Source organism: Sphingobacterium sp. UBA1498 (assembly GCF_002325125.1).
In the GTDB taxonomy this organism is placed as follows: domain Bacteria; phylum Bacteroidota; class Bacteroidia; order Sphingobacteriales; family Sphingobacteriaceae; genus Sphingobacterium.
The window spans coordinates 60,086-86,137 of record NZ_DCRG01000018.1 but is presented as its reverse complement, the minus strand read 5'-3'; the positions used below and the strand labels follow the sequence as shown (position 1 = coordinate 86,137).

Below are 26,052 nucleotides of genomic sequence, written 5' to 3'. Positions count from 1 at the left end.
ACAACTTCGCCCCGTGCTCGCCCTGCTCCCGAGTAGTAAAAAACATGCAGGCACAGTGAAAGCACCTTAAAAGGTGGACTCAAGGTGGACTCACTGTACACTCAAGCTGCTTACAGGGCGAACTTGGCAATAACATGGTCTTAACTTGCCCCCTATCAAACGGCTCTGTCATCCGAAGGCCGAAACTAGAGTGCCCCAACTACGCTATACTATAGCTTTTTGAGAGATCCCATAGTTGAGTCATCTGTATTCATATGATTCATCAAGAAGCGAATTAATTTAAACTCCTCCACTAGTGATCGCGCCCATTTAAACAAATTCTTTGTCGGAAATGTATTCCATAAGCACCCCAGCCTGATCTCCAAGTTTCTTTTTCAAACGCTGCATCGATTTTTTGATCGCATCTGGAGTAACCCCTAAAACATTGGCGACTTCCTTATTATTAAGTCCCAGCTTCATCAGTACAATTACACGTAAATTGGATTCGGTGATATCGGAAAATTTAGATTGTATTTCTTGTAATAGATTAGGAAATTCTTTCATAATCAGCAGCTTAAATTCCTGCCATTTTTCCTCTGTAATCAAGTGCGACTGCAATAAGATTTTAAGCTCCTCGCGATCTCTTTCAACATTGTTGCCCTTTTCCTCTAGTAATGCTGAGAGCACATTGATCTGTTCATTGTTTCGCTTAAGATAAGCCACATATTCTTCAACCTGACTTTTTGAACTCATTAGTTCCCTATCTAGTTCAGCCTTTGTATACTTCAGGTTGAGTAGCTGATATTCATAATCGCGAATACGTTTCCTTGCCCGATAGCGAACGGCGTTGTAAACAAAGAAAAATAACACCAACACCAATAAACTTAATATGAGCCATAATCTTCTTTCGGCTTGCTTTTTCTTAATTACCGCCTGCGCTAAAGATAATTTATCCGCATACTTCTGTTTATCAGCCATAAATTTCAATTGGGATAATACAGGATCTCCATCGAGAAATCGTAACGAGTCCTGCAGACGTTCAATCCTCCTACGTGCATCTAATTCATGCCCAACTTCCCGATTATGAATGGCCAAATGTAATTTATGAATTTCAAGTTCCAATATTGTCTTCTTATCATCTGAACCTGATAAAAGCAACTCGGCCTCGCTAATCATGTGAGGAACATCAGTTATTTCTTGTCTGGCAATATTTAGTCTAATCTGCATCATTAAGGCAAAAATCGTATTTCGTTTATCACCTATTGATCTAGAAATTTCAAGATCCTTCTCTAACAGTGATAAGGCCTTACGATAGTCTTTCATACCTTCGAAGACAGCGGCCTGATTGCCCAAAATCTTCGCGTAGCGCAATGAATCATTCTCTGCAAGAGCCAAGGATTGAGCGAGCTCAAAATTTTTCATGGCCTGCAATGTATCCCCCCCACTTTTAAGCGTCAACATCCCTAAATTGTCTAGAATTTCGGCCCTCAATCTAGGCGAAATTATTTCCTGTTGTTGGCCTAAGGTCAAGTACTTGATTCCAGACGTATAATCACCCAAGGTCCCAAAAAAATAACCAAGCTTTTTATAGGTCTGTATGATATCCAACACCAGTTCTTTCGGTATATCTTCAAGGCCTTTTTCGCCTTCAAGAATAAATGGCAAAGCTTCAGATGCTTTTAAACATCTATAAAGATAAAAGCCATACATGACTTTCACCCAAGTTTTCACATTTTGATAACTGTATCCCCCATCTAGATCCAATGCTTTAAGATAGTATTTATCGCTAAAGCTATTTCGCTTTCCTTCATCATTAAAAGACTGGTCAGCCAGCAAACAATAATAGATTGCAAGAAGCGCCTTATCATTTTTTCGTACAGCTTGGCTAAAATACGGTGCTAGATATTTACTCAACGCCAAATTGGAAGATTGATGTTTCGTGGATTCTTTTATGATTGTTTCATAAAAATTTTTTTCTTCCATCGAGGAGTTTGAACTCATCAGCCCCATTCCACGAGCAATGTGAAACGGTATAATCGCTAACAAAAAAACAATTAGAAAAAATCTAGACATATTGGCGCAGGCATTGAAAATCGCATTAAAAATAAAAAATAATTTTAATTAAATCACCATGGGGCCAAATCAAACCAAAATTGGAGGATGATCCACCTACCGTAGGCTATTATAGAAAACAGATCGTATACTAGTGATATGCGCAGGATAGGGCCTGATTATTTCAACTAAATCCTATTCATTGACAAAATGATAGATATGATAGGGTGTTAACGCCTGAGTTAACCGAACATCGTGTTCGTTTCGATCCGTAATAACGTCAATCGGCTCAAAAAAAGACAATCCAATACGCTGAACATCAACTTTACATTGAGAAAAGAAACGGTCATAAAAGCCTTTTCCATATCCCACTCTATAGCCAAAAAGATCAAAGATCAACAAGGGCACAAGAACCATATCGATATCCGACGGAGCAACTTCAGCACCTGCAGTTGGTTCTGATATTCCCCATGCATTCTTTTCAAATCTCATTTGCTTATCAAATAGATAATGCTTCATCGAATAGTCTTCAAAATTAGATCTTGAAACAGCGATTTTTATCTGAGGATGAAATTCTTGAACGTAATTTATGATAGCATACGTATTTGGCTCGTGATATTTTTCAATAGGAATAAAAACATGTAAAAGATTCACTTTGGAAAGATCAATCTTCATAAATTGGTTCAGAAGCATGCTATTGAGGGCTGTCTCTCTAGTGATAGACAATTGACATCTCTTCGCTCTGTATGTATGCCTAAGCTCATTCTTCGATTTCATCTAAATAATTTTTTCATGACAAAACAACTCCTATCGATAACTTAAAGATGGCATTCCATTGGGCTCATTCAACCATAAACAAAGATACCCCATCATCCATTGCATTCACATAAGCCATAAGATCAATCGAACCTACCCAAAGACTAAAAAGTCCAATGGTCTACTTTATTAAACTTTATAAAGATAAAAAAACGGCCTTGTAGCGAGCGCTAACAAGACCGAATAATCAACCTAAACCTAAAATCTTTATGTTATTTTACGCGCTCGATATAGTTACCAGTTTGCGTATCAACTCTTACTTTCTCACCTTGATTAATGAACAACGGCACCATAATCTCGACACCTGTCTCTACAGTTGCCTTTTTTAATGCATTTGTAGACGTATCTCCCTTTACTGCCGGTTCAGTATATGTAATTTCCAATTCAACACTTTTTGGTGCTTCTGCCATGATAGGTTCATCACTTTCAAAAGCAATAATGACAGTCATTCCCTCTTTCAAGAAACGGGCTGAATCACCAAACAAAAACTTAGGAATATTAAATTGCTCGTAGGTACTATTATCCATTACAACGAAGAATTCACCATCTTCATATAAATACTGATAATCGTTTGTTTCTACACGTGCGATTTCCACAGATTCGTCAACTCTAAAACGATACTCAACTAATTTACCCGTTTTAACATTGCGCATTCTAGCTTGATAAAACGCGCGCAAATTGCCTGGTGTACGGTGTATATATTCTTCCACGGAAACTAATTCTCCGTTAAATCTTAAAATATTTCCTGATTTTACCTCTGATGCCTTAGCCATTCTTTGAATTGAACTTTAAACGGTTATCTCATTATTGAGTCGTCAAAAATACAAAAACTAATTGTGTTATAAAAATTTCCTTCACTACTTTTTATGGAAAAAGCTATTTTCAATAGGAAGAAAAATCAGCGTTAGCGTTCGGAAGGTAAATACACTAAAAATGCATTTTTTTAGGGTTTAAGTACACAGCGATCGAGGTGAAGGAAAGGGTTATGGAAACCCGTAATAATTAGATTTTAAAGTCCAGAATTGAAATATGTTCATCACAAAACTCATATTCTTTTTTCTGATTTGAACAGACGACAAGAATTCTAGATTTTAACTTCGTGCGATCGATTAAAGTTAAGTACCACTCTTCACCGGAACTATCCAAATTACTTGTAGGTTCGTCCAACATGACCAACGAAGATGCGGAACAACATGCTAGTACCAACTTTACCCGCTGTCGCATACCGGATGAAAAAAAACGTATCTCTCTGTCAAGCGCATGTTCCAGTCCCAATAAGCTGATAACAGTTTCTTTATCAAAAGAAGGAAGATAGCTTTTAAATTTAAAATGGAAATCAATCAGCTCCATTAAAGTAAATTCCTCTATCAATTCAACGTATGGAGCTGCAAGAGAAAGTTGCTGATATACTTGATCCACGCCTAAGACTTCGTCTCCATAGTTATAGACCAATTCACCTTCAGAAGGTGTCAAACTACTCGAAAGCACTTTCAGAAAAGTAGATTTTCCCGAGCCATTATGACCGAGGATGGCATAACTCTTTCCGGACTCAAAGGTATAGTTTATATGCCTAAAAATCCATTCATTATTATACCTCCTACCAATATCCTTTAATGTAATTTTCAAATTCACAAGAACCGATAACGCGATTACATCGCTCTATTATTGAATCCTTTCATAATACCTCGGCCCGAATTCCGAATAAAATCCAAAATTTCGTCCCGAATTTCTGTTGCTTGATATTCAGCCTCTATAATTTCTATAGCCTTCGCTAAATTTCTATTTTGGACAAAAAGAATTCGATAGAGGTTCTGAATTTCGGCGATCTGATCTTCCGAAAATCCTCTTCTTCTTAATCCAACTGAATTAATCCCTGCATAAGAAATAGGTTCGCGCGCCGCTTTAACAAAGGGGGGGATATCCTTACGTACCAATGAACCACCGGTAACAAATGCATGCGAACCAATTTTGACAAATTGATGAACAGCTACCATCCCAGCCAGTACGACATAATCACCCACGGTAATATGTCCTGCAAGCGTACTGTTATTTGAGAAAACACAATTATCACCTACTTCACAATCGTGTGCAACATGACTATATGCTTGAATTAGACAATTTTTCCCAATGACTGTTTTATATCTATCTTTGGTGCCTCTATTGATTGTTACACACTCCCGTATGGTCGTATTATCACCAATTTCTGCTGTTGTAATCTCACCATCAAATTTTAAATCTTGAGGCTCTCCAGAAATTACGGCACCGGGATATATTTTACAATTTTTTCCTATTCGTGCTCCATCCATAATCGTCACATTTGAGCCTATCCAAGTGCCTTCACCAATGATGACGTCTTTATAAATGGTTACAAATGGTTCGATGACCACATTTTTAGCAATTTTTGCTTCAGGATGAATATAAGCTAATGGCTGTATCATCTATACTACTTTAGTTGTTATTTACTCTTACGATCTGAGCCATAAGCTCGGCTTCACATACGATCTTCTCTCCTACCATGGCCACACCTTTCATTTTTGCGATACCTCTTCGAATCGGCTCCATCAAATCGCATCTAAAAATAACAGAATCTCCGGGGGTTACCTGCGCTTTAAAACGGGCATTTTCAATTTTCAGAAATAAAGTCAGCCAATTTTCCGGATCAGGAACTGTTTTAAGAACCAAAATTCCTCCTGTCTGCGCCATAGCCTCTACTTGCAACACGCCTGGAAATAATGGCGCTCCGGGAAAATGTCCCATAAATAAATCTTCGTTCATGGTAACATTCTTCAAGCCCACCACATGTGTTTCGGTCAATTCAAGAATCTTATCCACCATAAGCATAGGTTGACGATGCGGCAAAATCTTCATAATTTCTACCGTATCGTATAATGCTGGCATATTAGGATCGTAAACTTTAATTTTTTTACGTGTTTTATCTTTCTTAATCTGCTCCTTTATCTTTTTCGCAAAGGCAACATTGGCGGCATGCCCCGGCCGAGCAGCCATAATATGGCCTTTCAGCGGTCGCCCAACGAGTGCCAAATCTCCAACCATATCCAACAGTTTATGTCGGGCAGGTTCATTTTGGTAGCGTAATTGATTATTGTTTAATATTCCTTCTTTGGCAACTGCTACGGTTTCTTTATGAAAAAGATGAGCTAATTTCTGTAATTCTTCAGGTGAAGTCTCCTTATCCACAATAACAATGGCATTACTTAGGTCACCGCCTTTAATAAGCCCATGATCCACCAACATTTCTAACTCATGCAAAAAGCAAAAGGTACGTGAAGATGAAATTTCGGATTTAAAATCGTCAATTGACGTAATCGCAGCATGTTGGCTTCCCAACACCGGCGAGTTAAAATCGATCATGCAGGTCATCCTATAGCCATCCATCGGCATCCCCAATATCTCGACTTTACGATCAGGCTCTGCATAATGGATATTATTGGAAATCTCATAATAATCTCTGTCAGCATCCTGCTCCTCAAACCCTGCCTCTTCAAGCAGCTTTACAAAAATAGCTGAACTTCCATCTAAGATAGGTATCTCGGGACCATCTATATCAATCAGGACGTTATCAATTTGTAAACCAATTAACGACGCCATCAAATGTTCAATTGTACTAACACTTGCACCATTCTGAGTAATTGTCGTCCCCCTCGAAGTGTCTGTCACGTTATCTGCATCAACCAAAATTTCTGGCTGCCCCTCCAAGTCTACACGTCTGAACTTAAACCAGTGATTTTCCGGAGCTGGTTTAATGGTCATCGATACAATTTTCCCTGTATGAAGACCTACCCCCGAAATCTCAACCTCGTTTTTGATGGTTCGCTGTTTTACATTCATTTCTAATAACATATTTTTAAATCAAAACTTCTTTTGACAAAACATTTATTGATTGTGCTATACCCTTTTATGATATAGTGCTACGATAAACTACTGTTTCATCACAATTAAAGAACAGCTTATTTTCAATGAAAAATAATTATTTTAATTTTTTTTCTACTAATTTTTCTAATTCCTGGATTCGCTTTTCCAATTCAGGAAGACGAGCAAAAATTACATTGGATCTCAATTGTGGCTGATAAGGCATCAACGGTGTACCGCCCCACTTCTTACCCTCTTCTTTGATCGATCTATTCACTCCGGATTGGGCCTGAATTTGGGATCCCTTAGCAATAACAATATGCCCAACTACACCAACCTGACCGCCCAATACCACATGCTCTCCGATTTTTGAACTACCGGAAATACCAGTCTGCGCCGCAACGACAGTATTCTTTCCAATATCAACATTATGGGCAATCTGGATCAAATTATCCAACTTCACGCCATCGCGCACAATAGTAGCTCCCATGGTTGCTCTGTCAATTACCGTATTTGCGCCAATCTCAACATTATCCTCTATTTGAACATGGCCAATCTGAGGAACTTTTTTATATGTTCCGTCTTCTTGTGGTGCAAATCCAAATCCATCTGATCCGATGACAACACCTGAATGTACCACCACATTTTTACCGATCTTACAATCATGATAAATCTTCACTCCTGGATAGAGCGTTGTATTATCTCCAATCGTAACTTTATCTCCAATATAAACCTGTGGGTAAATTTTCACATGATCACCGATCGATGCTCCTCTGCCAATATATACAAAAGCACCGATGTACCCCCCTTGGCCGATTTCAGTTTCGTCGTGTATAAAATGAGGTTCCTCTCGTCCACTTTTGTCAAGGCGAAACTCATTATACATATTTAGGACAGTAGAGAAAGCAGCATAGGCATTCTTAACCCGTATAATCGTCAATGTAGGTTTAGTCGAATGTGTCAATTGCAAATCTTCATTAACAATAACAATCGAGGCATCAGTAGTATATATGAAATGCTCATATTTTGGATTCGACAAAAAAGAAAGATCACCTTTTTTACCTTCCTCAATTTTGGCAAGGTTACCTACCGCAACCGCTGGATTTCCTTCAATCCGTCCTTCTAATAATGTCGCTATTTGTTGAGCAGTAAATTGCATGGTACAAATCTATGTTTTTTTATTAAAAAATAACTACTTGGTGGAAGGAATTGCAACATATCTCACCTCTTTTGGATAACACAAAGCATATTTAGCGACATTTTTCGACAGTGCTTCTAAATTCCCGAGATCAGAAGCCTCCGTTATATCGACAAGCTCGCCCGATTTTAACAAAATTTTTATTTGATCCTGGGAAGAATTATACGCACGATTCTGAATTTCCTGCGTAAATACATAATAGTGAATATCCTCCATCGCCACCCCTATCTCCGACTGTACTTTGGCCTTCACCAAATCAATATATTCGGGTGAAAAAGGTTTGTTGCTCAATACAGAGCGATATAGATCACGCTTCATTACCCGTTGACACATTGTACTTAAAATATGATCCTCATGACACTCCCATGTTTTTATGGCAGACATAATATCTGTATCATCCAAACGAGTAAACCAGTCTAAATGCAACGGGTTGTCCAAAAAATTACTTTTATTGATTTGTTGGCTTAAAAACCAATGAAAAGCTGGAGTAGAAAAGAGTTCATAGCCAGCAGCCGTCAAATATTTTGCCCGCTGCAGAATTTTAATCAGTAACTGCTCAGCACCAATAACGGTTTTGTGCAGATATACTTGCCAATACATCAGTCGCCGTGCTATCAGAAATTTCTCTACTGAATATAGCCCTTTATAATCCACAACAATTTCATCCGCTACCACATTGAGCATTTTTATGATACGATCAAATGAGATCACTCCCTCAGATACTCCCGTAAAAAAGCTATCCCTATTGAGATAGTCCATCCGATCAACATCCAACTGGCTCGACACCAATTGGTGAAGAAATTTGCGCTCATATTTGTTATTAAAAATGGTAATTGCAAGACTCAACCTTCCGTCCAAATCCTGATTGATTCGATCCATTAACAACGAAGACAACAGCTCATGCGAAACGCCTTCAATCAAACTATGTTCTAAAGAGTGGGAAAAGGGGCCATGCCCAATATCATGGAGTAAAATAGCTGAAAGAACTGCCTCCTCTTCAGTGTCCGAAATGAATACACCCTTGCTTCTTAATGTTTCCAAAGCCATCGCCATCAAATGCATCGATCCAATGGCGTGCTGAAACCGAGTGTGTAAAGCACCTGGATAGACGAGATGTGTCATACTCACCTGCTTGATATAGCGGAGTCGCTGAAAATAAGGATGCTGTACCAAATCAAAGACCAATCCTGTGGGGATCGAAACAAACCCGTATACCGGATCATTTATAATTTTATTTTTGTTCAAGGCGGCGACAAATTAATGCGATCATCAACACTATAAATTATGAAACCTGGCTCTTAAATCCCGAACGCTGGGTTAACATCAGTATAAACTTAAAACAAAGATAGTTAGTTCATCGTTAAGAAATGTTAAAAATAAAATCTAAAGCACGATATTTGCTTAAGTTAGCATGAGATCAAAAATCCGTTAAATAGGTAAGAGTTGTTCTTTTACACTATTTCATTCATAGAAACACGGTCCTTCTCTAGTAATTAAACACATATATAGCAGATGCAAAAAACACATATTCTCTGGGCTGACGATGAAATTGACTTTCTAAAACCACATATCTTATTTTTAGAAAGCAAAGGATATAAAGTTGACACCGTCAATAATGGAAATGATGCTGTTGAAGCCTTTAAAAATGGTTTTTTCCATCTCGTTTTTTTAGACGAGAATATGCCCGGTTTAACCGGACTTGAAACACTCGGTATACTGAAGTCTATCAATCCTTCTGTCCCTATTGTGCTGGTGACTAAAAATGAAGAAGAACATGTCATGGAAGATGCGATAGGCTCTAAAATAGATGATTATCTGATCAAGCCGGTCAATCCCAAACAAATCTTGATGACGATAAAGAAATTGACTGAAAACAAGCGCCTCGTCAATGAAAAAACATCCATGGCCTACCAGCAGGACTTCCGTAATTTAGGGATGATCCTCAACGAAAACCTAGATTACGACCAATGGTCGGAAGTATATAAAAAACTTGTGTACTGGGAGTTATCTCTAGAGAAGCTTGAAGATAACAATATGCATGAAATTCTGACCATGCAAAAATCTGAGGCTAACATGCAGTTCTCAAAATTCATAGAGAACAACTATATCCATTGGATTAATCGTCCCGAAAATGGCCCCATACTGTCCCATCAGTTATTTAAGAAGAAAGTGTTCCCTACGCTGGAAGATGATGTACCTACATTTTTCTTCTTAATAGACAATTTGCGGTTTGACCAATGGAAGATCATTAATGAGGTTATTACCGACTATTTTAGACTGGAAGAGGAAATAAACTATTTCAGTATTTTGCCAACGGCAACACAATATGCTAGAAATGCCATTTTTAGTGGACTAACTCCCTTAGAAATGGAAAAACGTTTTCCGAAATTATGGCAAAATGATGAAGACGAAGGTGGTAAAAATCTATACGAGGATAAATTTTTGGAGGATCAGATTAAGCGCCTTTATCGGAAGCCCATAAAACACTCCTACACAAAAATTCTGACGCTGGAACAAGGAAAAGACGTTGTAGACAATCTCGGAAATTTAATGCACAATCAGCTCAATGCATTAGTGTATAATTTTGTGGATATGCTATCTCATGCACGTACAGATAGCTCTATGATTCGGGAATTAGCAAACGACGAGGCAGCATACCGTTCCCTCACCTTGTCATGGTTTGAGCATTCCCCCTTATTGGAGGCTATCAAATGGCTTTCCCAAAAAAAGGTTCGCGTAATTATCACCACTGACCATGGCACGATCCGTGTAAAAAAGCCAAGTAAAATTGTGGGGGATCGCAATACAAATACAAATTTAAGATATAAGCAAGGGAAAAATTTGAATTATATCGACAAAGACGTCTTCGCTATCAAAAACCCACATGAGGCACAATTGCCCAAACTTCACGTGAGCTCAACATACGTATTCGCCAAGGAAGACACCTATTTTGTGTACCCCAACAACTACAACCAATTTGTAAATTACTTTAATGGAACGTTTCAACATGGCGGAATCTCTTTGGAAGAAATGATTATCCCCTTTGCGACATACTTGCCGAAATAGTAATTTTGCACCATGGAAATTATTGTAAATTCGACCGCAGATTTATCGCAAGCAGCTCAGACACTTTTAACTAGTTTTCCAGAGGTCCGAATTTTTCTGCTATATGGTCCAATGGGGGCTGGGAAAACAACTTTTGTGAAATACCTCTGCAAACAATTAAATGTCCAAGACAGCACATCTAGCCCGACATTCTCCATCGTAAATGAATACGAATCTGCCAGTGGCCCCATATATCACTTCGATTTTTACCGTATCAAAGAGGAACAGGAGGCATTTGATTTTGGCTACGAGGAATACTTTTATTCTGGAGCATACTGCTTTGTTGAGTGGCCAGAGAAAATTCCAAATTTACTTCCTGAAGAAGCAAAGGAAATACATATCAGCATCATAGATGCAACAACACGTCAAATCTCTATTCATTAACTTACCTTTTTCGACTTCCCAATATGGCTCAATCATCCTCTTGTCAATATATTCCATCTGATATTCATGTGCCCGGATTATCTGCTATACACGCCGAAAATCTTAGCTTTTCCTTTCATGAGAACAGCATGCAATTTGCTGTTGAAAACAGTTCCTTTGACATTGAAGAAGGAAAAATAACAGCTATTATAGGTGAGTCCGGGAGCGGGAAAAGCACCTTATTGAGACTGATATATGGATTATTGGAACCAACAGCAGGTGTGGTGCGCTATAAAGGCTGGCAGGTACCAACACGAAAGGATAAGTTAATTCCCGGTCACGATGCGATGAAATTAGTCTCACAGGGTTTTGACGATTTAAATACATATGCCAACGTGTGGGACAATGTTGCATCGCAATTGCCAAATACAAATATCAAACGTAAACAAGATAAAACTGCGGAAATACTGCAACGTCTGCGGATAGACCACCTTGGGCGAAAAAGAGTAGCAGACATCAGTGGCGGCGAAAAGCAACGCGTTGCAATCTGCCGTGCGCTCATCAATGAGCCTGAAGTTCTACTTATGGATGAACCTTTTAATCAGGTTGATGCCTCATTTCGCGATACGCTCCAACAAGACATAAAAGATATAGTCAAAGAAACCGGGTTAACTGTTATACTCGTTTCTCACGATCCGACCGAAGTACTTGCTTTAGCGGATAATCTTATCGTGATGAAAGAAGGTAAAATCCTAGATCAAAACAACCCACATCAACTCTATGACACCCCTTCACACCCTTATACCGCCCAATTGTTGGCGAAAAGCAATATCTTAACTATCCAGCAAGCTCAAAATTTAGGTATAACAACCGAAAAACCTGTAGCAATCCATCAAGAATGGATTTCAATAAGTCCTTCACAAGAGTCCACTTTCTTCGTAAAAGATGTGCGATTCCGAGGATTTTATTATGAAATTGTTGTCAGCAACAATGTGATCGACTTACATACCATTACAACCTCTCAAATCATTCCGCCAAAACAACAAACAGTTGATCTGACCATATCCCATTGGATTTCTTTTGACCATTAATTTGATGTCCTAATCCAGTGTAGCTAGCCAGGACAAAAATGCGTCAAACCACAATTTATCCGAAGTTTTATTAATTAATCCAAAACCATGTCCCCCCTGCTCAAAGACATAAAGTTTGTTGGGCACTTTTGCTTTATCCAAAGCAGCAATCATTCGATAACTGTTTTCTATCGGCACAGCCCTATCGTCTTTGGCATGTACAAAGAAAACCGGACAAACTTCCCGAGAGACCTGTAATTCAGAAGAAAATAATCTGACCAGATCTTCTGATGGATTTTCTCCGATGAGATTAATTCTTGATCCTTTGTGTGTGATATCATTCTCCATGGAGATGACCGGATAAATCAATCCAGCAAAATCAGGTCTTAGGGATACATGCGAAGAATTCGCTATATAGTCCTTTTTGAATTGGGTAATTAAAGTAGAGGCCAAATGCCCGCCAGCAGAAAAGCCAATAACGCCAACCTTGCGAAGTTCAGGGTGCAACGTTCTGATCAATTGGACCGCCCGCTGAGCATCTTGAAGAGGTCCTATTGATTTGTTACGCATGATATTTGGCGAAGGTAAACGGTATTGTAAAACAAAAGCCGAATAACCATTTTTTACAAGCTCTTTTGCAACAGCATGCCCTTCATGATCCATAGCGATATGCGAATACCCACCTCCCGGAATCACCAGTACAGCGATATTCTTAGCACTACTTTTATCTGCCGGATAAGCAAATAACCTAGGAACATTTTTTTCTAACTTCACTTGCTCTTTATCCGTGGAATTTGGAATGGAATCTGCATAAAGATTGATTGTTTCCTGCGCCTTAACGAGTGAAATCAACGAACATAAAATCATAAAAATTCTTTTCATTAGCCTAATAATTTAAAAATAATTCGAACAATTGTTTCCCAGAGGTACACTTCCGAGATCCGCTTTAGACACATCATCTATAAAGACGAAACGACTAAAAGATCCAAATCTTTGGCAGTCATATTGAACCTTGATGCCATATCAGCATTTGTAAGATTACCTTGATACAAATAAATGGAACTTCGGATTCCGGGATTTTTCCAAATTGCATTTTTCAATCCTCCAAGCTCAGCAAAATCGAGCAAAATTGAAGTAAAAATATTACTCATGGCATAGGTTGCTGTTCGTGCCACACGAGAAGCGATATTGGGGACACAGTAATGAATAACATCAAATTTTCGGAAAACGGGTTGATCATGTGAGGTCACTTCTGAAGTTTCAAAATTCCCGCCCTGATCGATACTTACATCTATAACAACGGAATTGGGCTTCATTTTAGATACCGTTTCTTCCGAAATCAAACAAGAAGACCTTCCATTGCGTGCCCGCAAAGCACCAATCACGACATCTGAACTGATAACAGCCTTATTTAAAATAATTGGCTGTATAACAGATGTAAAAACACGGCTGCCAAGATTGTTCTGTAAACGCCTAAGTTTATATATTGAATTATCAAAAACCTTTACCTGTGCGCCTAAAGCTAAAGCGGTTCGGGCGGCTTGTTCACCAACAGTACCAGCGCCGATAATAACAACTTCTGTCGAGGCTACCCCGGTTACACCGCCTAACATCAGCCCCTTTCCGCCAAACGCATTACTCAGATATTCCCCAGCAATCAGGGTTGCCGTAGCCCCCACAATTTCGCTCATGGCCCTAACGACTGCTAAACACCCGCCCTCGTCTCTTAAATATTCATAAGAAATTGCTGTAATCTTTTTATGCATTAATGCCTTTAAGACATCTAGGCTCATGAGTGAGGGTTGCTGAGAAGACAATAAAAGTTGGTGTTCTTTCATCAACTTAACTTCTGACGCAGTAGGACTGCCGACCTTGATAATCAAATCCGCTTGGTATACTTCTTCGTGGGAAGATACGATCCGAGCCCCCTGTTCACTATAATGATGATCTAAAAAGTTGGCTCCACTGCCTGCCCCCGTCTCAATGATAACGTCGTGCCCATTCTCTACCAATAATGCAACCGCTAATGGTGTCAAACATATCCGCTTTTCCTGGAGCGATATCTCTTTCGGAATACCTATAAATAAACTTTTTGCATTCTTTTTCTTTTCAAAAAGCATCTCTTTTGGAGAAATCATAGCCTGACTAGCAAGCTTCCCTAACTCATTCATCTTGTCAAATTGATCGTTAGCTAAAATTACAATAAATAATCAATCTTATCAAACGAAGATAAATTTGGTTTGGCACACCTTTGGAATGAAACAAATTTATCTACATTTGTCTAAATTAATCAGATATAATACCATGCTCAGTAAAGTAAATATAGTGCCGCGGTGGATCATTTTTTTATTGGACATCTTTAGCGTATCCATCGCCTATCTGCTCGCAAATGTCATTTACTATGATTTTGACTTCGCTTTTTTGCTTGACATTGATTTTAGTATACGTTATATTTTATTTATAGGTGTATGCTCTTTTTCATTCTACCTTTTTAAAATGTATACCGGAATAGTTCGTTACACAAGTGCGATCGATTCCATACGTATATTATCGACGATAACATTTAGTGTTTTCATTCTCCTTGTTATAAAAATAATAATCCAAGCAAATGAGATCGAGCGTAATATCCCAACTGCCCTCATTATTTTCTTTGCACTCTTTTCATTTCTTATCTTAACAGTCTATAGAACGATTATTAAGATTTTTTTCCTATACACAAAAAAAGCTAGTGGCTCCAGAAAAAAAACGCTGATCTATGGAGCAGGCGACTTGGGCATTGCTGTAAAAAGAACATTAGACCATGATGTAAGATCCAAAAATGCCATTGTCGGATTTTTAGATGATAACGAACAAAAAATAAATAAGGTAATTGATGGAACGAAGATATATTCTTCGCAGAAGTTCAGCCACCTGATCAAAACGTTAAATGTCGAGGAGGTCATTATTGCTTCCCATAATATTCCTTCGGACCGCAAAAATGAAATCACTGACGTCGCGCTGGAAAAAAATGTTAATATTTTAACGCTGCCCCCAGTTAAGAAAATTATGAATGGCGACCTTAATCCCAATCAGATCCAAAAAATAAAAATTGAAGATTTATTGGAAAGGGCACCTATAAAGATCAACGATGATCACATCCTTAGTCAAACGAAAGGCAAAAGGATATTAGTCACTGGTGCTGCAGGCTCTATAGGAAGTGAGATCGCAACCCAATTGGGAAGATACGAACCGCAGATGATTATACTGTGTGACCAGGCGGAGTCCCCCTTACATAATCTCCAACTCGATCTTCAAGATGAATTTCCAAATCAAGTATATCATACGTACATAGCCGATGTCCGAAGTACAAAAAGAATGCAATTACTTTTTGAAACGTTCAAACCACACTATGTCTATCACGCAGCAGCCTATAAACATGTGCCGATGATGGAAAACCATCCATTGGAAGCGGTACAAACTAATGTGATGGGAACAAAAAATCTTGCTGATTTAGCTGTTGAATTTCAAGTTGAAAAATTTGTTTTCGTCTCTACAGACAAAGCGGTCAATCCCACCAATATTATGGGGGCAACGAAACGAATTGCTGAAATTTACGTCCAGTCGTTGAACAATCATTTGGAAGCATCATTGCAAGAAAGTATCCATACTAAATTTATTACGACACGCTTTGGAAACGTACTGGGTTCAAATGGTTCTGTAATTCCACGATTCAGAGATCAAATTCAAAAAGGTGGCCCTGTAACGGTTACTCATCCAGAAATTACACGATATTTTATGACCATTCCCGAAGCATGCCGATTGGTTCTTGAGGCTGGAACAATGGGACAAGGTGGCGAAATCTTTGTCTTCGATATGGGAAAATCTGTAAAAATAGTCGAGTTAGCTAAAAAAATGATTCGTCTTTCAGGATTTAAGCCAAATGAAGATATTGAAATAAAGTTTACGGGATTGCGTCCCGGAGAAAAGTTGTATGAGGAATTATTAAATGATCTAGAAAATACCCTACCGACTCATCATGAAAAAATTATGATTGCTAAGGTGAGAGAAAATAATTACGACATCGTGCTCATGAAGATAGAAGAGCTGCAGCAACGATTGGCAACGCAAAACAAAAACGAAGTGGTGTACCAAATGAAAATCATTGTACCCGAATTCAAAAGCAAAAATTCGATCTACGAGCAACTGGATCGAGAAATCGAATTATCAAATAAGTCAGAAAACTAAACTTAATTCACTTTAAAATTGCAAAAAACTTGTATTTTTGCTCGAAAAGTGTATTTTTGCAATCCATATTTTACTGATTAGTAATGTCTAAAAACACAAATAATACAAATCAAGGTTTCAAACCTTCAAAAGGATCGTTTTTCCAAGATAACCAAAAAAGCGTAGTGTTCATTTTAGGTGGTATCGTTGTATTGATCTTACTTTATTTTGGATATCAAAAGCTGTATCTAGATCCGAGAGCAGAGGAAGCTTCGAACCGTATGTATAAAGCTGAACAGCTTGCCACAATTGATTCTTTGCAAAATAAAGCAATCATGGGGGATGGTGCATTTCTTGGATTTAAACAAATTGCGGATGAATATTCGAATACAAAATCGGCAAATATAGCGAATGCTTATTTAGGGGGATTGTATTTGCGCCAAGGTAAATTCGAAGAGGCTGTAAAAGCTCTTGAAAAATATTCTCCTACTGGAAGCCAAATTCTTGACCCTTTGGTAATTGGTTTAACAGGTGATGCATATTCAGAGTTAAAAGACTACAAAAAAGCTGCTGATTACTATAAACAGGCTTCCGAAAAATCGAGCAATTCTTACACAACACCGCTCTTTTTAAAAAAATTAGGCCTTGTTTATGAAGCACAAAATGATTACAAAGGTGCAGAGACTGCCTACAAAAAGATTAAGACAGATTTCCCTGAAAGCCAAGAGGCCGCTACCATTGACGGCTTATTAGGTCGCGTACAGGCACATTTATAAGCGATACAATGTCACAAAAAAAAGAGGCTATTTGATAGCCTCTTTTTTTGTGACCATCTAAAACACTATCTTTGCTCCTATTATGGCAAGTAGCATTAAAAATTTATCAGACTTCTCGCATATCCAAGTCGCGGATGCAAGTCCATTCAAATTCGCAATCGTTGTTGCACAATGGAATGCAGAAATTACAGGTGCATTATTGAATGGTGCAATAAAGGGCCTGGAGGAGCATGGCGCTGAAGAAGAAAATATCCAAATTATAGAGGTACCTGGAAGTTTTGAATTAATTTCAGGAGCGGATCTGGCAATGAGAAATCAGGGTTTTGACGCAGTTATTTGTTTAGGTTGCGTCATCCAGGGCGAAACAAGACATTTTGATTTCATCTGCGATGCAGTTGCAAATGGCATTGCTAATGTAGGGCTCAAATATAATAAGCCAGCAATTTTTGGTGTATTAACAACAGACAACCTCCAACAGGCATTGGATCGTGCAGGTGGAAAGCACGGGAATAAAGGTGAAGAAGCTGCTATTACAGCGATACAAATGGCTCATATTGCCAAAAAATTCTAATTTGGTATCAATTTTGCCTACTTATACTTACACGTCAATGATGAAAGTATTTATTGAACATAGTTTAAAGTAAGGTACTTCCATTTGTGATCAATCGATTAATAAAATATGCTATTATCTTATTAATCGATTTTTATTTTTCATCAGAATAAATTGTCGTTGATGGGCTCACATGGATAAAGTAAGCGGAACAATCGCCAGTCTCACAGAAAATAATGCAATGATGAAGTGGAGTATCTTTAATTTTTGCATAGTCCACTTGATGATTGTTTCTTAAAAAAATAGGGTTATGAAAATATTATCGAACGTATTCAGTATCGTTATCCTGACCTTGTTCTGTCAGTTGAATTTAATAGCGCAAGAGGATAGTCTACATAAACAGATTTGGCAAAGTATTGGCGGTCAAGAAAAGTGGGATTCGTTACAGTATTTAGCATTCTCTGCAAAAGGGAATAACATTTCAGACCAATTAGCTAACGAGGAACGAAAATTCTTGTTCAATCGGACAACGGGAGCGTGTCGATTTGATGGGTATACAGGAACAGACCAAGTGACTTACCTATTTAATTTTAAAAACCCTGGGGGTGATAAGCTCTTTATTGGCGGAAATTTATCCACAGACGAGGCAGAGCTTAAGAAATCAATCAAAAGCCAACTCTTTTTGGATTTTAATTTGCTCCTTTTACCCACCCTCATTGGACAGAAGAATGTGCAGCTCAAAAACCAGAAAGAAAGCTTTAGCGCAGGACAAAAATTAACGATATCCAATATCCTTTCTTCAACCCCCATTTTTGGGACCAGGATTGCCGGATTGCTTTACATCGATCAAAATACAGGGGAAATCGCGCGTTATGAATACACAGATAAGGGAGAAAAAATTACATATGAAGTGAGCAATTATAAGGAGATCGGCGACGGTATACGTTTACCAAGCCTATTCAATTGCACAACGAACGAACAGAGAAGTTGTCTATTCTCCTCTATTTCATCTTTTGTACAAGTAGAACAAAAAAAATTCACAGAACTATGATCAATTGGATAGCATTAAACACAGAAGAACAGCTACAAGAACTATATCAATCGGATAAAGTTGCAGCTATTTTTAAACATAGCACAACATGTGGTATCAGTAATATGGCTAAACGCAGTCTTGAACGAATGTCTGCGCTATCAGACCACGATTATACGATTTATCTCTTAGACCTATTGCGCTACCGTTCTCTTTCGAATGAGATTGCTCAACGCTGGAATGTAGAACATCAATCTCCTCAAATATTGATTATTAAAGGAAAAGACAGTATATACGATGCTTCACATGGCGATATCCAATTTGATGAGATCGAAAAATACTTAGTGGCAATCTAATAGTATAGTCCATGTCGGATTCTTTTTGGATTCCATCAAAATAAACAGCTATTTTTTTGGTTCTGGATTTTTTATTTCATCGTCCTTTTCCCACCATTCTGAAGATTGCAGATCATCGATTTCCCGACGGTCCTTTTTAGTAGGCCGACCGGTACCACGATCTCTTTTGAGGACAGGAGCGTGAAACATAGATTTATATCCAACCGTCTCTTCAACAGGAGTTTGATCCTCGTAGAATTGCACAGCAGTCTTTGCATCCACACGACGGTCCAGCAGGCCGGTCACAAGCACGATTTTACGCTCAATACCTTTTTGAACGTGATATACATCGCCTAACTTTACTTCGTAAGATGGTTTTATATTCTGTCCTTTTAATTTAACTCTTCCAGCCTTGCACGCCTCGGTCGCCAAGGTTCTGGTTTTAAATAAACGAATTGACCACAAATATTTATCAATTCTTAATTTTTCTGATGTTCCAGCCATAGTACAAAAATAGCTATTTTTAGAACCATTACAACCAAAAGAAATTATAGAAAATATCCATACACCTGAGTTCAATTATCAACCTTCTCCTATTCAATCGCTCACCAACCAAACGTCAACTCCTCATTGCAAGCGGACTGTTAAAACGAGCATTGCATGGTGAATGCACCTTCAACAGGTGGATTCAACGTGAACTCGCTGCGCGCACACTGTGGGTACGGTGAAGAGCTGATCATAAATTGGTACGCTGTTGGTATCTGGAAAGTATAACGCAAGGAACAATGGATAAAGTTGCTTTTAAGTCCAACTTTATCTAAGTTTGTACATCAAAATAAACTAATTCAAATAAGCAAAAAAATAATATGGTAGAGCCACTTAAAAAACTGATTGAGGAAGCTTGGGAAGATAGGCAATTATTAGAATATAAAGAATATACGGAAGCGATTCGTACGGTCATCATGAAATTAGATAGCGGTGAAATTCGCGTCGCCGAAATGATTGGCACCAGATGGCACGTGAACGATTGGATCAAGAAAGCTGTTATTTTGTACTTTCCTATTAATGACATGCGTGAAATGACTGCTGGGCCTTTTGTATTTCATGATAAGATGAAACTCAAAACAGACTATAAGCATACGGGCGTGCGTGTTGTACCCGGGGCATCGGCTCGTTTAGGTGCTTATTTGGCTAAAGGGGTTATTATGATGCCTTCTTATGTTAATATTGGTGCTTATGTAGACGAAGGTACGATGGTGGACACATGGGCAACTGTCGGCTCTTGCGCTCAGATCGGCAAACATGTACATTTGAGTGGTGGCGTTGGCATTGGTGGTGTATTGGAACCTGTACAAGCAGCTCCGGTTATTATTGAAGACAATGTTTTCATCGGATCAAGAGCGATTGTAGTCGAAGGTATTCGCGTAGAAAAGGAAGCCGTATTAGGTGCCAATGTTGTACTAACAGCCTCGACAAAAATTATTGATGTGACTGGATCTGAGCCAGTAGAATATAAAGGTTATGTGCCTGCCCGCTCTGTTGTTATTCCAGGATCGTATACGAAAAAATTTGCAGCTGGAGAATATCAGGTTCCTTGTGCCCTGATTATTGGACAACGCAAAGAGTCTACGGACAAAAAGACTTCATTAAACGACGCTTTACGTGAACACAATGTTGCGGTTTAAAATTAAAATTAGCATAGAAAATTAAAGATGAGTGGATTCGTAGATCGAGAAGATTTGAATAAGGCTTTGGAAACGCTAAAAAATGGTGGACTGATCCTTTACCCAACGGATACAATTTGGGGAATAGGCTGCGATGCTACCAATCCTGAAGCGGTAGAAAAAGTCTTTCAACTGAAAGGAAGAGACAAATCTAAAAGTCTGATAGTCTTATTACATAATGACAATCAACTGGCGAGTTATGTCAATGAGATTCCCGAAGTCGCTTATCAACTTATTGAATACACAGAAAAGCCTTTGACAATTGTTTATTCGAATGCCAAAAATCTTGCTCCCAATGCAATAGCGGAAGACGGATCTATTGGCATTCGAATTGTCAAACATCCTTTTTGTGAGCAGCTGTTACAACGCTTTCGCAAACCCATAATCTCCACTTCGGCCAATATCAGCGGTGAACCTACAGCAAAAGATTTTGATGAAATCGCTGACACCATTAAAGCTGGAGTCGACTATATTGTCGCTTACGACAGGAATGTAGCAACAGATGGAAAATCATCTACCGTTATGAAACTAGACCCAAGTGGTAAATTCGAATTTATTAGAAAATAATATGAAAAAGATCTTTTTATTTCTTGTTTTGGCCATTGTCGTCACTCGCTTTTCATTCGGGCAACAAAAGGATATTCCAGCAGCCAAGCCCGGAGTAAAATATGGGAAAGAAATTTCTGCTTCCAATGCGATTTCAGTGGCAAAGCTTGAAAAGGAGCTTACACAAAAGAATGCTTTCCATGGAAAGATAACGGGTAAGGTGGTAGAAGTGTGTAAGAAAAAGGGTTGTTTCATGACCTTACAACGTGACGGACAAGAGCCTATTACCGTGCGTTTTAAAGACTATGGTTTTTTTATGCCATCGAACATTGTCGGTAAGACGGTTGTCGTGGAGGGGAGCGCAAAGAAAAAAGAAGTTTCCGTCGCATCTTTACAACATGCCGCAAAGGATCTTGGCAAATCACAGGCTGAAATAGATCAAATTACACAACCCAAAAAAGACATAAGCATTATTGCTGATGGTGTTTTGGTTGTAAAATAAAGCTGTATACGCTTACGCTGTCGTTGTTCCGATGAAAAGATTTCAAACATCACCCTGTCAATCCATACTAGTCGATGGCACCTTAATGACCTTCGATACGCCCATTATTATGGGCATACTCAATGTGACTCCGGATTCTTTTTACGATGGTGGCGATAATACGACCGTTGAACGTGCGGTAGGGAAAGCAAAGGAGTTATTGCTTGAGGGAGCTCAAATTCTCGATATTGGCGCCTATTCTTCACGTCCAGGCGCACCATTAATTTCATCACAGGAGGAAATGGATCGAGCTCTACCCCCAATTCGAGCAATTAAAGCGGCGTTTCCTGACGCCATTTTATCGATTGATACCTTCAGGGCCGACGTTGCAGCTGCAGCGGTTGAAGCAGGCGTTCACATCATTAATGATGTATCTGGTGGTACACTCGACGATAATATGTTTGCTACAGTAGCCAAATACCAGGTTCCTTACATTCTTATGCATATGCGCGGTATTCCCGAAAATATGCAGGAAAAAACAGACTACACAGATATTGTAACGGATGTTGCCACGTTTTTGGGTGAGCGCATCGCCGTGCTAAGAAGTATGGGGGTGAAAGACATTATTCTTGATCCAGGCTTTGGCTTTGCCAAGACAGCCGAACAGAACTATGAGTTGCTTTATCGTGTCAATGAACTTCACTACTTCGAATTACCAATTTTGGGCGGAATATCCCGCAAATCCATGATCTATAAAAAAATCGGGATCACAGCCCAGGAAGCGTTAAACGGTACTACCGCTTTGAATACATTACTGCTCGAAAGAGGCGTACAAATTCTACGTGTACATGATGTAAAAGAAGCGAAACAGTTAGTTGATCTCTTCTATTCATAGATTAGCTCTATTTTCCTAAAAAGCATATCATCGGATTTTCACAGTGTGATACGGACTTTCCTTGCTATCGTCCAACTGTTATATAGGAATGGTCCGAAAGACTTAAAATCTATCAAATAAGTTAAGCTTAGATAAAAATTCCTGGGCAAAAAAACTGCCCAGGAATTCCAAAACTCGTTTTATTTTATTTCGCTGCTACGGTCAACACAGCCTTCTTATTCCCGGCAGTCAAATCCAGCGTGAAAATATAAGTCTTACCTGATTCTAATACTTTACCGGTTTTTATACCAAGATTACCCGAGTCACGTCCATTATTGCCATCCCCCACAAATACAATATCACTTGTAGTTGTGATGTCCGCACCTCCAAATTCACCTCCCCATCCTTTTTGATGGAAAAATTTGAAGTTGATGTTATCAGAATTTATGGACTCTCCGGCCTTAACCGTTATCTGATATTTCTTATTACCTAATGGAACCAAACAAAGCGCTTTATCCGTATTCCAGCCTACCTGATTACTGGATACCTTAGGTTTTCCAATTCCTTCGCCAATAATCCAGATGGCACCAGTTCCGTCATCTTGTAGTTTTGCCAAATCATTACCTGTCATCGCCTCAACCACAAAGTATTTTAAGTTAAAGTCTGCGGTAACACGGTATTTCCCGGTTGCTCCTTTAAACGAAAGAGTTCCATCGGCCGCTTGAGCAAAGTAATCTGGATCAATCCACCAATTTTGCAGATCCGCAATCCCTTCGAAGGTTGTCGCTTTTCCTTGCGCGAGCTCGATTTCAACTTTGGAATGCTTATCATCTAGTCGGCTAAACTGCGATCCATTGAGTAGAACAACAATAAACGGAGAAGCCTGAAAGGTCAATGTATTAAATTGAATCGGATATACACCAGAAGTCGAATTCGAGAATGGAATTTCGGCAGTAGAACCTAAATTAATAACATTATTGACCCAACCAAAATTCATTGCATTTCCTTGTGAACCAACTTTTGGCGCTTGGATATAGCCTTTTACTTCTGCAGGAAAGTTTTCTTTTGCTGCATATTGATTACGTCCTACCTTTTCCATTCGATAGGACTTGGATTCGGTGACCAAGGTTAAATACGGAAAGTCAGGTCTGCTGAGGCTTAGGTCAAAAGACTGTTCGCTCGTTTTCTGGCTTATATTCTGCAAAACAAATTTTAATGTTGCTTTTCCGTCGGGAATACCTTTCAGGAATGGAACATAAATCTTTCCAGCGTAGTCTCCGTTTTCTTTGGTACGGATCACGGTCTCTGTTACCTTGTCATCTGTAAAATACAACTGGGCTTTAACCGTAGAGAGTGCAACTTCGTTATCGGAAACGTGTACTTGGAATTCTAGGCTATCACCAAAATTTGCGGATGAGATAGGTGATTTCAATTCGATTTTAGGATCCCCTACCTGATAGGTATATTTTTCATCCTTTTTACAGGAACTTACTGCGGCAAGAGCAGCAGTTGCCAAGAGTAGATTGATGAAGTATCTTTTCATTTATTCATAATTTATGCGCTATCGGCAAGATAGCGCTTAGGGTTTATCGTCCTCCAATTAATAAGTCCAGCGGTAAGAAACAACCGCCTTTGCTGGCACATCATAGCTAAAATGATTTTTACCGTCAGCCAATGTGATTTTGCGGCTATCGCCTGAGTCATTTAATAAAACGACAGCATAGGTTCCATCTGTATTTTGAAACGCCGTATAAACCAAGCCTTCCGCAGTATACCCAGAAGTGCCAATCCGTATCGCTCCTGATTTGACCACCGCAGAAAGATGACCAACAATATAATAGTGCGAATTGCGTGTTATATTTTTATAATTCGCCTTACTGATATCTACAGCTCCATAACATGTCTGACAGCCGCCCTCCCGATTCGGTCCTTTTTCGGTATCTAACATCAGATTCCAGACAATTACACCCTTACTCCAATTGTTAACTGTGCCAATGGCGACTTCACGCATATCTTCCATCAAACGTTTTTCAAGATTCCGGCCATCATTCCATTCCCCAATGGATGTTTCTGTAAAGACCAGTTCTTTATCCGGACGTTGATTATGGATATCTATTAGCTCTGCTTTATCACCACCATAGTTGTGGTACGCCGCTCCTGCAAAGAATGAGGCTGCTTCGGCATCGTTATAAATCTTCACAGGATAATCAGTCTGATCAGCAATATCATCATAGTTATAATTATGATCAAATGCATAGATTTTTGTCGACAGGTTTGCTGCTTTTAATTGTGGCCCTAAAGATTGTTTTACAAAAGCTTGTTGTTCTTGCCATGACATATAAAGCGACGCGGAATTCTTCCTATTCAAAGGCTCATTTTGAACAGTAATCGAATAAATATTAATGCCTTCTTTCTTCATTGCCTGGATCCATTGCACGAAATACCAACCATAATCCTGGTAATATTTTGGATTCAGCTGTCCGCTAGTCCAGGAATCAAAAGGCTTTAAATCAGTCAGGTTGTTAACTTTCATCCATTTCGGTGGAGTCCAAGGTGAGCCCATGATCTTTATAGATGGATTGATAGCAAGTATCTCTTTAAGTACCGGAATGATATATTGGGTTTCTTCCATCTGCATGCCGAAATTTTCTTTCCCTTGCTTGTCCCAGCAGGTGTATTCACTCAACGAAAAGTCGGAGCATCCAATAGCAATACGAATGTAATTCATGCCCATCCCATCTTTATCGGAAAAAGTCTCTGTAAGAAATTTTGTTCGATCTTCCTTACTCATTTTCATTAGATTATAGCATGTAGAACCTGTAATTGCTGCGCCGAAGCCATCCATAGTCTGAAATTTCTTCGCTGGATCTAACGTAATTGTATTGGGCGACATATTAAATTTGGAGCTGAAATCAACAAAGCGCTTTCCAAAATCCAAAGACCGACTGCCTGTCGTGGTATAAATGGTAACATCACCACTTTTTTTAATATCTTCACCTTGTGAAGGTGTATAGCTGTCACGGTTACAAGATGTTGCCGTCACGAGACAGGACAACAAGAATGTATATATCATAGTTTTT

Annotated in this window: 25 protein-coding genes; 12 read left to right on the top strand and 13 right to left on the bottom strand. The window is 38.8% G+C overall.

From position 1 onward, the window contains the following. Positions 1-309: 309 nt before the first annotated feature. From B3139_RS10415 to B3139_RS10380, 8 genes are all read right to left on the bottom strand, one after another. Positions 310-1,962: a transcriptional regulator gene (locus B3139_RS10415; RefSeq protein ID WP_293882624.1), complete on the bottom strand. Its 1,653-nt coding sequence runs from the start codon at positions 1,960-1,962 to the stop codon at positions 310-312. A 264-nt stretch (positions 1,963-2,226) separates the two neighbouring features. Next, complete coding sequence (locus tag B3139_RS10410; protein WP_293882621.1) at positions 2,227-2,808, bottom strand: 5-formyltetrahydrofolate cyclo-ligase; 582 nt, start codon at positions 2,806-2,808, stop codon at positions 2,227-2,229. A gap of 251 nt (positions 2,809-3,059) precedes the next feature. Beyond that, the gene (efp, locus tag B3139_RS10405) at positions 3,060-3,620 is read right to left on the bottom strand and encodes an elongation factor P (RefSeq protein ID WP_209577505.1); all 561 of its coding nucleotides are present in this window, start codon (positions 3,618-3,620) and stop codon (positions 3,060-3,062) included. Positions 3,621-3,849: 229 nt separating this feature from the next. Then, entirely contained in the window at positions 3,850-4,479 is a 630-nt protein-coding gene (locus B3139_RS10400; RefSeq protein ID WP_349676344.1) for an ABC transporter ATP-binding protein, read from the bottom strand. A gap of 17 nt (positions 4,480-4,496) precedes the next feature. Beyond that, positions 4,497-5,285: an acyl-ACP--UDP-N-acetylglucosamine O-acyltransferase gene (gene lpxA, locus B3139_RS10395; RefSeq protein ID WP_293882618.1), complete on the bottom strand. Its 789-nt coding sequence runs from the start codon at positions 5,283-5,285 to the stop codon at positions 4,497-4,499. A 10-nt stretch (positions 5,286-5,295) separates the two neighbouring features. Then, entirely contained in the window at positions 5,296-6,696 is a 1,401-nt protein-coding gene (locus tag B3139_RS10390; RefSeq protein WP_209577816.1) for a bifunctional UDP-3-O-[3-hydroxymyristoyl] N-acetylglucosamine deacetylase/3-hydroxyacyl-ACP dehydratase, read from the bottom strand. A gap of 139 nt (positions 6,697-6,835) precedes the next feature. Continuing rightward, positions 6,836-7,876, bottom strand: a complete 1,041-nt coding sequence (gene lpxD, locus B3139_RS10385; RefSeq protein ID WP_293882610.1) for a UDP-3-O-(3-hydroxymyristoyl)glucosamine N-acyltransferase — start codon at positions 7,874-7,876, stop codon at positions 6,836-6,838. 33 nt (positions 7,877-7,909) lie between these two features. Continuing rightward, positions 7,910-9,160 carry an HD domain-containing protein gene (locus tag B3139_RS10380; protein WP_293882608.1) on the bottom strand — a complete coding sequence of 417 codons (1,251 nt, stop codon included), beginning with the start codon at positions 9,158-9,160 and terminating at the stop codon, positions 7,910-7,912. A 267-nt stretch (positions 9,161-9,427) separates the two neighbouring features. Here B3139_RS10380 and B3139_RS10375 point away from each other — a divergent pair, with 267 nt between their 5' ends. Genes B3139_RS10375 through B3139_RS10365 form a run of 3 tightly spaced genes read left to right on the top strand, consistent with a single transcriptional unit; the run spans position 9,428 to position 12,474 of the window. Beyond that, entirely contained in the window at positions 9,428-10,981 is a 1,554-nt protein-coding gene (locus B3139_RS10375; RefSeq protein WP_293882606.1) for a PglZ domain-containing protein, read from the top strand. A gap of 12 nt (positions 10,982-10,993) precedes the next feature. Beyond that, positions 10,994-11,404, top strand: coding sequence for a tRNA (adenosine(37)-N6)-threonylcarbamoyltransferase complex ATPase subunit type 1 TsaE (tsaE, locus tag B3139_RS10370; RefSeq protein ID WP_293882604.1), 411 nt, complete (start codon positions 10,994-10,996; stop codon positions 11,402-11,404). A 23-nt stretch (positions 11,405-11,427) separates the two neighbouring features. Beyond that, entirely contained in the window at positions 11,428-12,474 is a 1,047-nt protein-coding gene (locus tag B3139_RS10365; protein ID WP_293882601.1) for an ABC transporter ATP-binding protein, read from the top strand. 9 nt (positions 12,475-12,483) lie between these two features. On the opposite strand, the gene B3139_RS10360 is transcribed toward B3139_RS10365, so the two are convergent. Continuing rightward, positions 12,484-13,335 carry an alpha/beta hydrolase gene (locus tag B3139_RS10360; protein ID WP_293882598.1) on the bottom strand — a complete coding sequence of 284 codons (852 nt, stop codon included), beginning with the start codon at positions 13,333-13,335 and terminating at the stop codon, positions 12,484-12,486. 77 nt (positions 13,336-13,412) lie between these two features. After that, entirely contained in the window at positions 13,413-14,624 is a 1,212-nt protein-coding gene (locus B3139_RS10355; protein ID WP_293882595.1) for an alanine dehydrogenase, read from the bottom strand. Positions 14,625-14,709: 85 nt separating this feature from the next. On the opposite strand from B3139_RS10355, the gene B3139_RS10350 reads away from it, so the two are divergent. From B3139_RS10350 to ytxJ, 5 genes are all read left to right on the top strand, one after another. Next, positions 14,710-16,677 carry a polysaccharide biosynthesis protein gene (locus tag B3139_RS10350; protein WP_293882592.1) on the top strand — a complete coding sequence of 656 codons (1,968 nt, stop codon included), beginning with the start codon at positions 14,710-14,712 and terminating at the stop codon, positions 16,675-16,677. A 260-nt stretch (positions 16,678-16,937) separates the two neighbouring features. Beyond that, on the top strand, positions 16,938-17,432 hold the full coding sequence (locus B3139_RS10345; RefSeq protein ID WP_349676343.1) for a tetratricopeptide repeat protein: 495 nt from the start codon (positions 16,938-16,940) through the stop codon (positions 17,430-17,432). A gap of 82 nt (positions 17,433-17,514) precedes the next feature. Continuing rightward, positions 17,515-18,003, top strand: a complete 489-nt coding sequence (gene ribH / locus B3139_RS10340) for a 6,7-dimethyl-8-ribityllumazine synthase (RefSeq protein WP_293882586.1) — start codon at positions 17,515-17,517, stop codon at positions 18,001-18,003. A gap of 289 nt (positions 18,004-18,292) precedes the next feature. After that, on the top strand, positions 18,293-19,033 hold the full coding sequence (locus B3139_RS10335; protein WP_293882583.1) for a hypothetical protein: 741 nt from the start codon (positions 18,293-18,295) through the stop codon (positions 19,031-19,033). Beyond that, positions 19,030-19,368 carry a bacillithiol system redox-active protein YtxJ gene (gene ytxJ / locus B3139_RS10330; protein ID WP_293882580.1) on the top strand — a complete coding sequence of 113 codons (339 nt, stop codon included), beginning with the start codon at positions 19,030-19,032 and terminating at the stop codon, positions 19,366-19,368. Before B3139_RS10335 ends, ytxJ begins: the two co-directional genes overlap by 4 nt. Positions 19,369-19,416: 48 nt before the next feature. Here ytxJ and B3139_RS10325 read toward each other — a convergent pair whose 3' ends face one another. After that, positions 19,417-19,851, bottom strand: coding sequence for an RNA-binding S4 domain-containing protein (locus B3139_RS10325; RefSeq protein WP_293882578.1), 435 nt, complete (start codon positions 19,849-19,851; stop codon positions 19,417-19,419). Positions 19,852-20,213: 362 nt separating this feature from the next. Here B3139_RS10325 and B3139_RS10320 point away from each other — a divergent pair, with 362 nt between their 5' ends. Genes B3139_RS10320 through folP form a run of 4 tightly spaced genes read left to right on the top strand, consistent with a single transcriptional unit; the run spans position 20,214 to position 22,993 of the window. Further along, positions 20,214-21,032, top strand: a complete 819-nt coding sequence (locus tag B3139_RS10320) for a 2,3,4,5-tetrahydropyridine-2,6-dicarboxylate N-succinyltransferase (RefSeq protein ID WP_293882576.1) — start codon at positions 20,214-20,216, stop codon at positions 21,030-21,032. A gap of 27 nt (positions 21,033-21,059) precedes the next feature. After that, positions 21,060-21,638, top strand: a complete 579-nt coding sequence (locus B3139_RS10315) for an L-threonylcarbamoyladenylate synthase (protein WP_293882574.1) — start codon at positions 21,060-21,062, stop codon at positions 21,636-21,638. Position 21,639: 1 nt separating this feature from the next. Beyond that, positions 21,640-22,119, top strand: coding sequence for a DUF4920 domain-containing protein (locus tag B3139_RS10310; RefSeq protein ID WP_293882572.1), 480 nt, complete (start codon positions 21,640-21,642; stop codon positions 22,117-22,119). Positions 22,120-22,150: 31 nt separating this feature from the next. Continuing rightward, positions 22,151-22,993 (top strand): dihydropteroate synthase, encoded by an 843-nt coding sequence (folP, locus tag B3139_RS10305; protein ID WP_293882569.1) that lies wholly within the window; start codon positions 22,151-22,153, stop codon positions 22,991-22,993. A gap of 184 nt (positions 22,994-23,177) precedes the next feature. Here the strand turns inward: folP and B3139_RS10300 are convergent, their stop codons facing one another. Together B3139_RS10300 and B3139_RS10295 are read right to left on the bottom strand one after the other, a co-directional pair. Continuing rightward, complete coding sequence (locus tag B3139_RS10300; RefSeq protein WP_293882567.1) at positions 23,178-24,515, bottom strand: DUF5125 domain-containing protein; 1,338 nt, start codon at positions 24,513-24,515, stop codon at positions 23,178-23,180. A gap of 57 nt (positions 24,516-24,572) precedes the next feature. Further along, positions 24,573-26,045: a glycoside hydrolase family 30 protein gene (locus B3139_RS10295; protein WP_293882565.1), complete on the bottom strand. Its 1,473-nt coding sequence runs from the start codon at positions 26,043-26,045 to the stop codon at positions 24,573-24,575. Positions 26,046-26,052 lie beyond the last annotated feature (7 nt).